Below are 13,734 nucleotides of genomic sequence, written 5' to 3' on the forward strand. Positions count from 1 at the left end.
CTACTTGAGGCTCTTCGTGTGCCAGACCGTCTTGGTCTCGGTGAACGCGCTGATGCGGCCGAGCGCGGGCGCCGCGGCATCCGGCCCGGACTCGGGACGCAGCACTCGCTTCAAGGTGTCGGCCGCGTCGATCTCGAGCGAGATCCAGTCGAGATCGCCGGCGCCGACGAGGTCGATCGCGTTCACATCGGAGTGGCTCGCGAGCCACGGCGCGATCTCGGCGGGCGAACCCGTGAGCACGTTGACGACGCCCTTCGGCACGTCGCTCGTCGCGAGCACCTCCGCGAGGCTGATCGCCGACAGCGGGAAGCGCTCGCTCGCGACGGCGACGACCGAGTTGCCGGCCACGAGTGCCGGCGCGACGGCCGAGACGAAGCCGAGCAGTGAGCTGTCTTGCGGCACGATGACCGCAACGACGCCCGTCGGCTCCGGCACCGAGATGTTGAAGTACGGCCCCGCGACGGGGTTCGCGTTGCCCGTGACCTGGGCGAACTTGTCGGCCCAGCCGGCGTACCAGACCCAGCGGTCGATCGCCTCGTCGACTTGAGCGGATGCCACGGCGCGCGTGACCCCCTCGGCCTCCTCGATCTCGGCGACGAACTGCGCCCGCCGGCCTTCGAGGAGTTCGGCGATGCGGTAGAGCACCTGCCCGCGGTTGTACGCGGTGGCGCCCGACCATCCGCCGACTGCGGCTCGAGCGGCCACGACGGCGTCGCGAGCATCTTTGCGGGAGGCCTTCGCGGCGTTCGCGAGGAAGCCGCCGTCGGCCCGGAGCACCTCGTAGGTGCGACCCGACTCGCTGCGCGGGAAGGCTCCCCCGATGTAGAGCTTGTAGGTCTTGGGCACGGCGAGGCGGCTCATCGCTTCGATCCCTTCGTCGCGGGCTTGGTTGATCGAGCAGGCCGCTTTGCGGCCGTATCGAGATCACCCTTCGCGGCATCCGAGGTCTCGATACGCGGCTTCGCCGCTCCTCGACCAGCGGCGGGCGGCTTCGCCGCTTCTCGACCGGCGGCGGGGAGCTTCGCTTTCACTCGACCGCCGGTGACGGCTGCCTGGCCGATGGGCGCCGGTGCCAGGTACGCCGCGAGCCCGTGCCGGCCGCCTTCACGGCCGTAGCCCGACTCCTTGTAGCCGCCGAAGGGCGACGCGGGGTCGAAGCGGTTGAACGTGTTCGCCCAGATGACGCCGGCGCGCAGCTGGTCGGCGACCGCGAGGATGCGGCTGCCCTTGTCGCTCCAGATGCCAGCGGAGAGGCCGTAGGGCGTGTTGTTCGCCTTCGCGATCGCCTCGGCCGGGGTGCGGAACGTCAGAACGGAGAGCACCGGACCGAAGATCTCCTCACGGGCGATGCGACTCGAGGTCTGCACGTTCGTGAAGATCGTCGGCGCGAACCAGAAGCCGTTCTCGGGGATGTCGCACGGCGCGGTCCAGCGCTCGGCACCCTCGGCGACTCCGATGTCGGAGAGCGTGCGGATGCGTTCGAGCTGCTCTTTCGAGTTGATGGCGCCGATGTCGGTGTTCTTGTCGAGCGGGTCGCCGAGGCGCAGCGTCGAGAGGCGCAACTTCAGTCGCTCGACGACCTCGTCGTGGATGTTCTCCTGAACGAGCAGGCGTGAGCCGGCACAGCAGACATGCCCCTGGTTGAAGAAGATGCCGTTGACGATGCCCTCGATCGCCTGATCGATGGGTGCGTCGTCGAAGACGATGTTCGCGGCCTTACCGCCGAGCTCGAGCGTGACCTTCTTGTCGGTGCCGGCAATCTGCTTCGCGATGGCACGGCCGACGCCGGTCGATCCGGTGAACGCGACCTTGTCGACACCCTCATGCGCGACGAGCGCGGCACCCGTGTCACCGGCGCCCGTGATGATGTTCACGACGCCGGCGGGCAACTCGGCCTGCTGCAGGATCTCCGCGAAGATGAGCGCCGACAGCGGCGTCGTCTCGGCGGGCTTCAGCACGACGGTGTTGCCTGCGGCGAGCGCCGGGGCGATCTTCCACGCGAGCATGAGCAGCGGGAAGTTCCACGGAATCACCTGGGCGGCCACGCCGAGCGACCGAGGGTTCGCGCCGAGCCCCGCGTGATCGAGCTTGTCTGCCCAACCCGCGTAGTAGAAGAACCAGGCGGCGACGAGGGGTACGTCGACGTCGCGCGACTCCTTGATGGGCTTGCCGTTGTCGAGCGACTCGGCGACGGCGAGCTCACGGGCACGCTCCTGCACGAGGCGGGCGATGCGGAAGAGGTACTTTCCGCGGTCACGGCCGCTCATCTTCGACCAGCTGCGGTCGTACGCGCGGCGCGCCGCAGCGACGGCCGTGTCGACATCGGCCGCGTTGGCATTGGCGATCATCGCGATGCGCTCTTCGCTCGCCGGGGAGATGGTCTGGAACGGCTCGCCGCGTCCGTCGACGAACTCGCCGTCGATGAAGAGGCCATAGGTGTCGCGAAGCGAGAGGATCGCCCGCGACTCGGGTGCCGGTGCGTATTCGAGGAAGCTCATGGTGTCTCTCTCAGTCGATCGTCACGTAGTCAGCGCCGGAGTAGTGCCCGGTCGCGATCTTCTGCCGCTGCAGCAGCACGTCGTTCAGGAGGCTCGAAGCCCCGAAACGGAAGAGATGCGGCTCGAGCCACTCTTCACCGACGGTCTCGGCGACCGTCACGAGGTACTTGATGGCGTCTTTCGACGAGCGGATGCCGCCGGCCGGCTTCACTCCGATGCGCTGGCCGGTGGCCAGGTGCCAGTCGCGCACGACCTCGAGCATGAGCAGGGTGACCGGCAGTGTCGCCGCCGGTGCCACCTTGCCGGTGGAGGTCTTGATGAAGTCGCCGCCCGCGAGGATCGAGAGCCACGAGGCGCGGCGCACGTTGTCGTACGTGACGAGTTCCCCGGTCTCGAGGATCACCTTGAGGCTCGCGCTCGAGCCGTCGGCACGACGGCACGCCTCTTTGACCGCGGCGATCTGGTCGAAGACGAGCCCGTAGCGCCCGGCGAGGAACGCACCGCGGTCGATGACCATGTCGATCTCGTCGGCGCCCGCCGCGACCGCTTCGGCCGTGTCGGCGAGCTTGATCTCGAGCGAAGCACGACCGCTCGGGAACGCGGTCGCGACCGCTGCCACCGAGATGAGGCCGTCGTCGGGGTCGCCGTGCGCGCCGCCGAGGGCGTCGATCGCGTGCGGAACCATGTCGCCGTACACGCAGACCGCCGCGACACGCGGGGTCGAGGCATCAGCAGGGTCGGGGTTGACGGCCTTGGCGACGAGCGAGCGCACCTTGCCCGGGGTGTCGGCGCCCTCGAGGGTCGTGAGGTCGATGAGCGAGATGATGCGGTCGAGCGCCCACTGCTTGGAACTCGTCTTGATCGAGCGAGTGCCGAGGCCTGCCGCGCGCTGTTCGAGTCCGACGGCGTCGACACCCGGGATGCCGTGCAGGTAGCGCCGCAGGGTCGCGTCGTCGGGCTCGCCGCCGAGCACGGCAAGTGCCCGCTCGCGGGCGGTGACGAGGGAGGTGCCTGACATGAGGAATGACCTGGCTTTCGTTTGATGTTCGGCCGACCGAGTGGCGTCAGCCGTCGAGGAGGTGGAGTGCGGTGGCCTCGTCGGTGACGAGCACCGAGCACAGCCGACTGCGCACGACGGCGTCGGCCACGGCATGCTTGGCGGGCCCCGAGATCACGGCGATCGCGAGCTGGGCCCGGCGCAGTTCGTCGAGGGTGAGCCCGACCGTGCGGGCATCGAGCGCCGGATCGACGATGTTGCCGTCGGAGTCGATGTAGCGGCCGACAACGTCGCCGACGGCGCCCTTCTGCACGAGCAGGTCGACGTCGGGAACCGAGAGGTACCCGCTCTCGACGTGCACCGATGAGTGGTCTGCGGCGCCGGCGCTGAAGAGGTAGGCGTCGGCCGATCGTGCGAGCTCGATGACGCCGGCGACGACGCGGTCGGATTCGATGGCCTCTTTCGTCTCGAGCCGCTCGAGGATCGCCGGGCTCGGCAGCAGGGTGGCGCTGCCGCCGCCCTTCTGCGCGATGCCGACGGCGGTCGCGGCGGCCGTGCCTGGCCGACGATTGAGACTCACGCCGCCGTTGATCTGCACGACGTTGACGCCGGTCGCCCAGCCGCTCCGCAAGTGCTGCGAGATCTCGAAGAGCGTGCGCCCCCAGCTCACGCCGAGCGTGCGGGGCACCGGCCGAAGCGCGGTGAGGTAGTCGGCCGCCGCCTGCGCGGTGCGCGCCTGCAATTCTTCGGTTGAGGTCACCCCGGCGGTCGAAACGACGATCGCGTCGGCGAGGCCGCGTTCCTCGCGCAGCCGACGCTCGATCGGCAGCCGCCTCGCCCGTGGATGCAGGATCTCGATGCGGATGAACCCGCGCTGCTTCGCCTGCGCGAGGAGTCGCCCGACCTTCCACCGCGTGAGGCGCAGCGCCTGCCCGATCTCGTCTTGGGTCTTGTTCTCCTCGTAGTAGAGCTCAGCGGCCCTGATCGAGAGCAGTTCGTCGATCTCGTCCATGCGCCTCCGTCCGGTCACGTTCCCGCCACGTTCACGTTCCAGCGTAGGCAGCCGGATGCGCATCGGCAACACTCGCAGGCGACGCTGCTCAGATGAGCAGAGGGGCGACGGATGCCGCGCGCGTCCCGCCCTCGTCAGCGCTCGCGTTCGTCCTCGAAGTAGCGCGGACGGGCGACGACCGCCCCCGCGATCGCCGCGGGCACGGCCGAGGCGAGGAGGAACAGCAGGGGCCACGTCCACCCGCCCGTCCACTGATGCAGGAGACCGACGAGGAGCGGCCCGACGGCCACGATGAGATACCCGGCGGACTGCACGAACCCCGAGAGTGCGACCGCTCCCGAGTGCGTCCTGGTGCGGAGGTTGATCAGCACGAGGGCGAGCGGGAACAGGAGCGGACCGATGCCGGCCAACGCCACCCAGAGCCACGTCGCCCAGCTCGGCACGAGGAGCAACCCGAGATATCCGACGACGAGCGCTGCGACGGCGATCCCAGTGAGAAGGCGCACCTTGCCGTACCGGGCCGCGACCAGCGGCACGAGCAGACCGGCGGGCAGGCCCATCGCCGCATACAGCGAGAGCAGCGCCCCCGCCTCGGCCGGTGAGACGCCTGCGATGTCGTGCAGGATCGACGGAAGCCAAGCGAAGGCCGCGTAGGCGTTGAACCCCGACACGGCGAACACGACGGCGAGCGACCACGCGAGCGGCGAGCGCAGGGCATGGCGCAGCTGACCGGGGTCCGCCTCCTCGGGCATCGCCTCAGGCGCCTGACGCTTCGGATGCAGCAGCATCGCGATCCACGGCACGAGCGAGATCGCCGCGATGAGCGCCCACTCGCCGAGCGAGACCCGCCACCCCGCGGCATCCGCCACCGGCACGGCGATGAGCGGCGGGGTGAAGGTGCTGACCGACATCGCTGTCACGTAGATCGTCGTGACGAGGCCGATGCGATCGGGGAAGTAGCGCTTCACGAGGGGCGGCAGCAGCACGTTGCCGACCCCGATCGCGGCGAACGTCAGCGTGCTCGCCGCGACGAGCCAGAGCGCCGACCCGGCGAGCCCACGCCCGGCGAGGCCGACCGACAGTGCGACGAGTGCGGCGATGAGCGTCAGCTCGAGACCGAAGCGCTTCGCCACCATCGGGGTCAGGATGCCGAACACGGCATAGCAGAGCGGCGGCAGCATGCCGAGGAACCCGACGATCGCGGGCGAGAGCGACACCTCGGCCTCGAGTTGCGCCAGGATCGGCGAAAGCGACGCCACCGCCGTGCGGAGGTTGAAGGCGACGAGCACGATGCCGATGAGGGCGAGGGCCCGACCCGCCCAGAGCGGTCGGGGCGGGAGCGAAGTCATCACCTCTGAGTCTAGGCGCGCGAGCCTCAGCCCTCAGCCCTCAGGCCTCAGGCCTCAGGCCTCAGGCCTCAGGCGCCGAGGATGTCGCGAGTGCGCTCCACATCGTCGCGAATCGTGTCGATCAACGACTCGATGCTCGTGAACGCCACCATGCCGCGAATGCGATCGACGAACTCCACGTCGACGACGTGGTCGTAGAGATCGAGCTCGCGATCGAGCACGTATGCCTCGACCTGTTTCTTCGCCACGCCCTCGAAGGTCGGGTTGTCGCCGACCGAGATCGCCGCCGGGTACCGAGTGCCGGCGTCCGTCAGCCATCCGGCATAGACGCCGTCGGCCGGGATCAGCCCCTCGGACTCGGGCGTGAGGTTCGCCGTCGGAAAGCCGAGCTCGCGGCCGCGAGCGGCGCCGTGCACGACGATGCCCGAGACCGTCGGCGTGTGACCGAGCAGTTCGGTGGCCCGCCGCACGTCGCCCTCGGCGAGCAGCTCACGGATCCACGTCGACGAGACCCGCCGCTCCCCCTCGGGGCGAACATCGTCGATGACGTCGACCGTGAAGCCGAAGGTCGCACCGAGTTCTTGGAGCAGCGGCACATCGCCGGCGCCGCGAGCGCCGTAACGGAAGTCCCTGCCGACGAGTACCGCCTTCGCGTCGAGCGCGTCGACGAGCACGCGCTCGACGAACTCCGTCGCCGGCACCGACGCGAGTGCCCGATCGAACGGCAGCAGCAGCGTCGCGTCGACGCCCGTCGTGGCGAGCAGCTCGAGCTTCTGGCGCACGCTGACGAGCGACTCGGGGCACTTCTCGGGTGCGAGCAGGGCGAGCGGGTTGCGATCGAAGGTGACGACGATCGTCGAGAGGTCACGATCGACGGCGATGCGCCGGGCCCGCTCGATCACGGCACGATGCCCCTGGTGCACGCCGTCGAACTTGCCGATCGTGACGACCGACGGGCCGGTGCCTGCGGGCACCCCGACCAGGCCCTTGAACGTCTTCACGAGGCATCCGCCCCACGCGCCGGCCGATGCCGGGCGAGCCACCACATGCCGAGCACGGGAAGCACGAGCGGGATGAACAGGTACCCGCGCCCGAACCACGACCACACCGTGTCGTGCGGGAACAGCTCGGGCAAGACGATGCTCAACGCTCCGACGACGATGACGCCCGTGAACTCGAACGCGATCGTGGCCCACGCGATGCGGTACCACGTAACGCTCGGCATGATCAGAGCGATCGTCGCCACGACGTAGACGACCGCGGCGAGCGCCGAGAGCGCGTACGCGAGCGGCGCCTCGTCGAACTTCGACGCGATCTGCACGAACGAACGCCCGATCGCCGCGAGCGCGAGCACGCCGTAGACGGCCACGAGCACGCGCCCGATGCCACTCATCCGCCGGCCCTGTCGTATCTCGGGCCGGGCACTTCGCACGTCACTCATGTCGTTCGATTCTCTCAGACCGGGGTTCACGCCTGCTGCACGGTCCAGATCTGCAGCATGCGGTAGAGCATGACCGCGACCGAGAGCGCCGCGACGCCGAGGATCACGGTCGACCAGCGATTGCGCTCCAGCAGTGCCCAGAACGCTGCAGCAGGCGGCAGGAGCAGGGCTCCGACGAGGTAGACGTAGAACTCGAGCAGACTCCCGGTCGGATCGTTGCCGAACGCGGGCGCGGCGATCGCGATCACGAGCTGGGCGACGAGCAGGAGCTCGATGAGAGCGAGCGCTCCGAGCGTGAAATCGCTCGGCACCCGCCCGGCCAGACCCAGCGCGATGCCGAGCAGCCCGGCTGCGACGGCGACGGCGAGCTGCACCCAGGTGAACCACTCGATCATGCGCCGGCCTCCGGCGACTCGGCGGGCGGGAAGCCCGTGACGACCTTCAACTGCCGGCCGCGAGGCTCGACGATCGCGACGAGGTGGTCTTCTGGATCGATGGCCGCGAGCGCCGGGGGCAGTGCAGCAGCGGGGTCGGATGCCGCGAGCCCGTCGACGTCCGCGACGTCGATGCGTTTGCCGTGCCCGAGGTCGATGGCCTGCTGTTCGGTCAGTGCCACGACGGACAGCGCCCGCCGCGCGGCATCCGCTGGGCTCATCATCGCCTTCGCCACGTCGAAGCCGTCGAGCTCGCCGGCCTCGTCGACACCGAACCGGCCGATGCGCGTGCGACGCAGCGCCGTCAGGTGCCCGCCGGTGCCGAGCGCCGCGCCGAGGTCGCGTGCGAGCGCGCGCACGTACGTGCCCGAGGAGCACTCGACCCGAACATCGACATCGAGGGTTGCGTCACCCGAACGGAACTCGAGCACTTCGAAGGCCGAGACGGTGACCCGGCGCGCCGCGAGTTCGACCGTCTCGCCGTCGCGCACCCGTTGGTAGGCACGCTTGCCGGCGACCTTCACGGCGCTGACCGCGCTCGGCACCTGCTCGATGTCGCCCGTGAGCGGGGCGATGGCTGCGTGAACGGCCTCTTCCGAGACGGTGCCGAGAACCTCGGGCGTGGCCGCGGCAAGGGGGTCGCCCTCTGCGTCGTCGGTCGTGGTGTTCCAACCGAGGCGGATGGTGGCCAGGTACTCCTTGTCGAGCCCTACGAGGTAGTGCAAGAGGCGCGTCGCCCCGTTCACTCCGAGCACGAGCAGTCCCGTGGCCATCGGGTCGAGTGTGCCCGCGTGCCCGATCTTGCGGGTGCCGGCGAGGCGACGCATACGCGAGACGACGTCGTGGCTCGTGATTCCCTGCGGCTTGTCGACGAGGAGGATGCCGCTGTTCACGCCGTTCAGCTTAACAGCCGTGCGACACCCCGCGGCGCCGCGCACCCGTGCCGGCCCATGCCGCGCGCACCCGTGCCGCGACCCTGTGCCGCGGCCTGTGCCACCCATCTACGCTGGGACGGTGAGAATCGGCATCATCGGCGCCGGCGCGCTCGGCGGCACGTTCGCCGCCCTCCTCGCGCGCGCAGGGCACGACGTGGAGGTCACCGCGCGGGGCGCGGGCCTCGAGGCGATTCGCGCCTCCGGCATCACCCTGAGCGGCGGGTACGGCGACGTGCACGCACGGGTGGCCGCCGGTGAGCGGCTCTCGGTCGCGCCCGAACTCGTGCTCGTATGCACGAAAGCACACGACGCGGCGGACGCCATCGAGTCCAACGCCGACCTCGTCGACGGAGTACCCGTCGTCGTCGTGCAGAACGGCCTCGACGGGGTCGCGACTGCCGAGCGCCTGCTCCCCCATTCCTCCTGCATGGGGCTGCTGTCGATCATCGCCGCCAACTACACCGAGCCCGGGGTCGTGCGCATCACCACGCCGGCGACGAGCTACCTCGGGCGCGGTGACGGCCCGGCCGACGCCGAGTGCACGCGCATCGCGGCCGTGCTCTCCGAAGCGGTGCCGGTCGTCGCGATCGGCGGGTTCCGGGGCGCGCAATGGACGAAACTCGTCGTCAACATGCTGAACGCCGTGCCCGCGATCGTCGGGCACAGCGTGCAGGACGTCGTCGATGACCATCGACTGCGGCGCGTCGTCACGGCCTCGATGCGCGAGAGCGTGCGCATCGGCATCGCGCGCGGCGTACGCTTCGGCGCCCTGCAGGGGCTCGGCAACGGGCGGTTGCGGCTCTTCGCCCGTATGCCGCTCGCGGTCGGCCAGGTGCTGCCGTGGCTCATGCGCGTGCGCATGGGCGGGGTGCCGAATCTCGGTTCCACCCAGCAGAGCGTGCGCCGCGGGCAGCCGACTGAAGTCGACTTCCTGAACGGAGCCGTCGTGCGCGAGGCATCCGTCGCCGGCCTCGACGCTCCGGTCAACCGGGCGCTCACCGCGCTCGTGCACGAGGTCGAGCAACGCGGCGAACCGTTGTCGGCCGAGCGCGTGCTCGCCGACGTTCCCGCTTGACGCGGCGAGTCGGCTCCGAGACGGATGCCGCGGGCCGGCGACCTGCGCGATGCGAGCACGTGGCACGACGAAGGGGGCCCGGCGAACCGGACCCCCTCAGCGTGCGTCAGTCGATCAGGCGCGCTTGCGTCGGATTCGCGCGATCACGAGGAACGCGAGTCCGGCGACCACGATGATGCCCGCGACGATCGCGATCGTCGTGCCCGCGAAACCGGTGCTCGCAAGCCCGGTGCCGTCGGCACCCGAGCCCTTCGGCCCGGTGGCGCAATCGGGAGTGGCTGCCGGGTACGAGATCGCCACGGCTGCCTCGGGGTTCACGACGATTTTCGCCTCGGTCACGGCGCGGGTCCACGCGAAGTTGTCATCGACCTCGACCCACTGATCGCCGACCTGGGCCCAGCCCGGCCAGCCGGTCGGCGTGACGCCGTCAGCGGCGACCGTGGCACCGGGCCACAGCACCTTGCCGTCGAGCTTGCCGTCGACAAGCTCGCCGAGCACGATCGTCTCGGTGTTCGTGCCGTCGGTCAGCACGAGCCGCGCCGTGTTGCTCGTGGACTGCCCGTCAGGGTCTGCGACTTCGACGTCGAAGAAGATCCACGGGACATCCGCGACGCAGTCACCGGTCGCGACTGCCGCCTTCAGCGTCGGCTCGATGCAGGGCTTCTCATTGAGGTCCCACGGGCCGAAGACCTTCGACTGCGCTTCACCCACGAACGAGTAGCCCTCGGCCGGGCTCGCGGTCAGCGTCAGCTTGCCGCCAACGACGGCCTCGTTCCACACGACACCCTCGAGCTTTTCTTCGTAGTCGAGCTCGTAGTTGCCGACACCGCACTCGTCGGAGAACGTCGCCTCAGCCGGCACCTCGAGTGGTACCCCGCAGAGTTTGTCAGTGAACGTGAAGTCGAAGGTCTTCGACGTCGTCTCGTCTGCGAAGGTGTAGCCGGGCTTCGCCGTCGCCGTCGCCGTCGCCTTGCCATCGACGACGGGGGTGATCGTCCACTCCACGCCCTCGACTACCGGCGGCTGCACGATGCGGTCGTCCGCGGTGCCGCAGTGATCCTGCTTCTCGGGCGCGGCGGGCACCAGAAGTTCCGTAGGCGACTTTCCGCAATCGCCCTTGAGGTTCGCGACACGACCGTCGGAGCCCTTGTCGAAGTCGTCAGTCCACTTCGTGTACGCGTAGACCCACGGCCCTGTCTTCGTCGTGCCCGGCAGGTGCTCGGTGCCGAGCGTGATCGTCTTGTTGCCGGTCGTCGTGATCGGGCCGCGATCCATGCCGTTCGCGTTCTTCGGCGTCTCGTCGAAGCTGGTACCGCCGACGCGCCACTTCGTCGTGCCCGTGTTCCCATTCGACACGTTCGACAGCTTCAATGTGTAGGTCACGTCGTACTCGCCGGTGACGGGGTTGCATTGAGCGTTTGCGTTGAGGTCACCGGTGTGGGCGCTCGCGGGCGCTGCAACACCGACGAGGGCGAGGCCGGCGCCGAGCACGACGGCGGTGATTGCCGCGGCGATACGTCGCAGCGGGTTCCGGGACGTCGTGCGCTGACGCGCACCGACATCGCCGTCGGCAGCGTGCGCCTCTGCGGCGCGGGGCTTGCTCATTCGGGTTTCTCCATCGGTCTGGCCCGGCTGGGTCAGCGAAACCGAGGGATGACGAAGGGCGCGTTCAGGGCGCACAGCAGAGTCGACGGGCACGAACGTGCTCGTCGACTGGCGTCGGGTAATTCGGGTGGTGCGATCGGGTTCGCGAAGCCGGGAGGGTTGGCAGTGTCACCATTATGTCCCCTCAACGGAGGACTTCACCATGAATTCTTCGGATTCGAGCCGAAATTGGCACCCGAATGGGGGACGCCGGTCATTCGACGTCATTCGACGGGCGTCAGCAGCTGTCGAAGAACCGGCGACGCGGGTGTTCGGGGTCGCTGTTGTCGACGACGATGGACGCCACGAGACGCGGATCCGACTCGGCGTACGCGATCTCGTCAGCGGGGTCGACGGGGTCCCCGTCGAGGGCGATGCGTACGTCCCAGAGCCCGGCGAGTCGTTGCCGCAGGAGGAACCGGCCGTCGATCACGAGGATCGCGTCATCCGGCCCGGTGATCCACTTCGGCTCGACCCACCTGTCGCGCGCGGGATCGAAGACCCGGGTCACGAACGCGGTCGAACCGCCGAGCCGGAACGGCTCGACGAGCACGCGCCGCAACGCCGACTCGTCGAAGCCGTACCGGAAGTAGCGGGCGGGCGTGTCCTCGCCGAACGCCGCCTGCGCCTCTCTCGAGCGATGGAACCCCTCCATGCTCGCGCGGAACACCGCGTGGTCGCGTTCCTCGAGCACCGCTGCGAGATCGTCGGCGAATGCGGTCTTGCCGCTCTGCAGCGGGCCGTCGATCGCCACGATCATGCGCCCACGACCGTAGTGCTGCATGATCTCATCGGCGATCGAACGGAGGAAGGTGACTCGGGGCGTGGTGACAAGCCGCATGCCCCGAGCCTAGCTCCGAGGCATCCGCCCCGCCGTAGGCTGGACGAATGCCCCGCCGCCCGACCGCCGATGTTCTCACGCGGCCGGTCATCGACTGGTTCGCGGATGCCGCGCGGCCGCTGCCGTGGCGAGCGGCCGAGGTCTCCCCCTGGGCTGTGCTCGTGAGCGAGTTCATGCTGCAGCAGACACAGGTCGCCCGGGTGGTACCCCGGTGGCAGGCGTGGATCGAGCGTTGGCCGACCGCGACGGCTCTCGCCGCCGAGCCGCCGTCCGAAGCGGTTCGCGCATGGGACCGGCTCGGCTATCCGCGCCGGGCCCTCTGGCTGCACCGTGCCGCCGTCGAAATCGTCGAGCGGCACGGCGGCGAAGTGCCCGCAGATCTCGACGCCCTTCTCGCGCTGCAGGGCATCGGACCGTACACGGCGCGAGCGATCGCGGCGTTCGCATTCGGCGTGCGAGTCCCGGTCGTCGACACCAACACCCGCCGGGTGATTGCACGCGCCGTTCTGGGGCAGGGCGAGCCCGGTCCGCCATCGACGACGCGAGACCTCGCCGCGATGGCTGCACTGCTCCCCCGCGATGCCGCGGGTGCACGTGCCTTCAACTCAGGCGCTATGGAACTCGGCGCAACCGTCTGCACCGCCAGAGCACCGCGGTGCGAGGCCTGCCCCATCGCCGACTCATGCGCCTGGCGAGCCGCCGGCTACCCCGAATACATGGGCGCGAAGAAGGCCGCGCAAGCGCGATTCGCGGGCTCCGACCGGCAGGTGCGCGGGCTCGTGATGCGCGAACTCAGGGTCGCGCATCGTCCCGTTTCACGGGCCGAGCTCGATTCGATCTGGCCGGATGCTGCGCAACTCGATCGCGCCGTCGCGACCCTCGTCGGCGACGGACTCGCCGTTCAAGAGGCGAACGGCTACCGCCTGCCCGAGGCGTGACAGGCCGGCGGAAGCGCCGTCGGTGTTGACGCGGTACTCAGCGCGCGCTGCCCGGCTCGTCGCCGAGCTCGGGCTGCTCGCCGGCAGATGCATCGAGGTCGCCGTCGCCGTCGAGCAGGTCGTCGTCATACTCCCGCGGCTTCACGTAGGGGTCTGCCTCGCCCGCGTATTCGGCGGTCGAGGCGAGCTCGGCCGTCTCAGTGTCGCGAGTGCGCGCTTCATGCAGGAGCGCGGCGATGTGCTGGGCGTTCTCGGGGATCGCGTCCGCGATGAACTCCAGCGACGGGGTGAGCCGAGCCGTGATGTTACGGCCGACCTCGCTGCGGAGCATCCCCGTTGCGGCCTTCAGGGCCTTGGCGGAGTCGTCACGCTCTTCTTCCGTGCCGTACACGGTGTAGAAGATGCTGGCGTGCTGCAGGTCACCCGTGACGCGAACGTCGGTGATGGTGACGAAGCCGAGCCGCGGGTCGCGCAATCCCTTATCGAGGCGCTTCGCAACGATTTCCTTGATGCGATCGGCCATCTTCCTGGCCCGTGCCGGATCCGCCATGATGTATCTCCTTTCGTGGC

General features: G+C 69.4%; 14 protein-coding genes. 2 read left to right on the plus strand and 12 right to left on the minus strand.

Annotated elements, in window-relative coordinates; genetic code table 11:
• From AC1C2S_RS00800 to truB, 9 genes are all read right to left on the minus strand, one after another.
• Complete coding sequence (locus AC1C2S_RS00800; RefSeq protein ID WP_495350639.1) at nt 1-861, minus strand: aldehyde dehydrogenase family protein; 861 nt, start codon at nt 859-861, stop codon at nt 1-3.
• Nucleotides 858-2,498: an aldehyde dehydrogenase family protein gene (locus tag AC1C2S_RS00805; protein ID WP_495350640.1), complete on the minus strand. Its 1,641-nt coding sequence runs from the start codon at nt 2,496-2,498 to the stop codon at nt 858-860. Before AC1C2S_RS00805 ends, AC1C2S_RS00800 begins: the two co-directional genes overlap by 4 nt.
• A gap of 10 nt (nt 2,499-2,508) precedes the next feature.
• On the minus strand, nt 2,509-3,516 hold the full coding sequence (gene deoC, locus AC1C2S_RS00810) for a deoxyribose-phosphate aldolase (protein WP_495350641.1): 1,008 nt from the start codon (nt 3,514-3,516) through the stop codon (nt 2,509-2,511).
• 46 nt (nt 3,517-3,562) lie between these two features.
• Entirely contained in the window at nt 3,563-4,507 is a 945-nt protein-coding gene (locus tag AC1C2S_RS00815; protein ID WP_495350642.1) for a sugar-binding transcriptional regulator, read from the minus strand.
• 134 nt (nt 4,508-4,641) lie between these two features.
• Nucleotides 4,642-5,856 carry an MFS transporter gene (locus AC1C2S_RS00820; RefSeq protein WP_495350643.1) on the minus strand — a complete coding sequence of 405 codons (1,215 nt, stop codon included), beginning with the start codon at nt 5,854-5,856 and terminating at the stop codon, nt 4,642-4,644.
• A 68-nt stretch (nt 5,857-5,924) separates the two neighbouring features.
• A complete protein-coding gene (locus tag AC1C2S_RS00825; RefSeq protein WP_495350644.1) occupies nt 5,925-6,857 on the minus strand; it encodes a bifunctional riboflavin kinase/FAD synthetase in 933 nt (310 codons plus the stop codon).
• Entirely contained in the window at nt 6,854-7,297 is a 444-nt protein-coding gene (locus tag AC1C2S_RS00830) for a hypothetical protein (RefSeq protein ID WP_495350645.1), read from the minus strand. Before AC1C2S_RS00830 ends, AC1C2S_RS00825 begins: the two co-directional genes overlap by 4 nt.
• 26 nt (nt 7,298-7,323) lie before the next feature.
• A complete protein-coding gene (locus AC1C2S_RS00835; protein ID WP_495350646.1) occupies nt 7,324-7,692 on the minus strand; it encodes a hypothetical protein in 369 nt (122 codons plus the stop codon).
• Nucleotides 7,689-8,624, minus strand: a complete 936-nt coding sequence (gene truB, locus AC1C2S_RS00840) for a tRNA pseudouridine(55) synthase TruB (RefSeq protein ID WP_495350647.1) — start codon at nt 8,622-8,624, stop codon at nt 7,689-7,691. The genes AC1C2S_RS00835 and truB overlap by 4 nt, the downstream gene beginning before the upstream one ends.
• Before the next feature lie 121 nt (nt 8,625-8,745).
• Between truB and AC1C2S_RS00845 the strand changes: the two genes are divergently transcribed.
• A complete protein-coding gene (locus tag AC1C2S_RS00845) occupies nt 8,746-9,741 on the plus strand; it encodes a ketopantoate reductase family protein (RefSeq protein ID WP_495350648.1) in 996 nt (331 codons plus the stop codon).
• A 114-nt stretch (nt 9,742-9,855) separates the two neighbouring features.
• Here the strand turns inward: AC1C2S_RS00845 and AC1C2S_RS00850 are convergent, their stop codons facing one another.
• Nucleotides 9,856-11,346: a hypothetical protein gene (locus tag AC1C2S_RS00850; protein ID WP_495350649.1), complete on the minus strand. Its 1,491-nt coding sequence runs from the start codon at nt 11,344-11,346 to the stop codon at nt 9,856-9,858.
• Nucleotides 11,347-11,623: 277 nt separating this feature from the next.
• The gene (locus AC1C2S_RS00855; protein ID WP_495350650.1) at nt 11,624-12,226 is read right to left on the minus strand and encodes a nucleoside/nucleotide kinase family protein; all 603 of its coding nucleotides are present in this window, start codon (nt 12,224-12,226) and stop codon (nt 11,624-11,626) included.
• Between the two features lie 47 nt (nt 12,227-12,273).
• Here AC1C2S_RS00855 and AC1C2S_RS00860 point away from each other — a divergent pair, with 47 nt between their 5' ends.
• Nucleotides 12,274-13,164, plus strand: coding sequence for an HhH-GPD family protein (locus AC1C2S_RS00860; RefSeq protein WP_495350651.1), 891 nt, complete (start codon nt 12,274-12,276; stop codon nt 13,162-13,164).
• A gap of 37 nt (nt 13,165-13,201) precedes the next feature.
• Here the strand turns inward: AC1C2S_RS00860 and rbfA are convergent, their stop codons facing one another.
• The gene (rbfA, locus tag AC1C2S_RS00865) at nt 13,202-13,714 is read right to left on the minus strand and encodes a 30S ribosome-binding factor RbfA (protein ID WP_495350652.1); all 513 of its coding nucleotides are present in this window, start codon (nt 13,712-13,714) and stop codon (nt 13,202-13,204) included.
• Nucleotides 13,715-13,734: the final 20 nt, after the last annotated feature.

Source organism: Agromyces sp. Y782 (genome assembly GCF_059445405.1).

What these genes read in the sequence shown, in the direction of transcription:
- AC1C2S_RS00800 (WP_495350639.1), bottom strand. Translation starts at nt 861, where the DNA reads ATGAGCCGCCTCGCCGTGCCCAAGACCTACAAGCTCTACATCGGGGGA.
- AC1C2S_RS00805 (WP_495350640.1), bottom strand. Translation starts at nt 2,498, where the DNA reads ATGAGCTTCCTCGAATACGCACCGGCACCCGAGTCGCGGGCGATCCTC.
- deoC (WP_495350641.1), bottom strand. Translation starts at nt 3,516, where the DNA reads ATGTCAGGCACCTCCCTCGTCACCGCCCGCGAGCGGGCACTTGCCGTG.
- AC1C2S_RS00815 (WP_495350642.1), bottom strand. Translation starts at nt 4,507, where the DNA reads ATGGACGAGATCGACGAACTGCTCTCGATCAGGGCCGCTGAGCTCTAC.
- AC1C2S_RS00820 (WP_495350643.1), bottom strand. Translation starts at nt 5,856, where the DNA reads ATGACTTCGCTCCCGCCCCGACCGCTCTGGGCGGGTCGGGCCCTCGCC.
- AC1C2S_RS00830 (WP_495350645.1), bottom strand. Translation starts at nt 7,297, where the DNA reads ATGAGTGACGTGCGAAGTGCCCGGCCCGAGATACGACAGGGCCGGCGG.
- AC1C2S_RS00835 (WP_495350646.1), bottom strand. Translation starts at nt 7,692, where the DNA reads ATGATCGAGTGGTTCACCTGGGTGCAGCTCGCCGTCGCCGTCGCAGCC.
- AC1C2S_RS00850 (WP_495350649.1), bottom strand. Translation starts at nt 11,346, where the DNA reads ATGAGCAAGCCCCGCGCCGCAGAGGCGCACGCTGCCGACGGCGATGTC.
- AC1C2S_RS00855 (WP_495350650.1), bottom strand. Translation starts at nt 12,226, where the DNA reads ATGCGGCTTGTCACCACGCCCCGAGTCACCTTCCTCCGTTCGATCGCC.
- AC1C2S_RS00860 (WP_495350651.1), top strand. Translation starts at nt 12,274, where the DNA reads ATGCCCCGCCGCCCGACCGCCGATGTTCTCACGCGGCCGGTCATCGAC.
- rbfA (WP_495350652.1), bottom strand. Translation starts at nt 13,714, where the DNA reads ATGGCGGATCCGGCACGGGCCAGGAAGATGGCCGATCGCATCAAGGAA.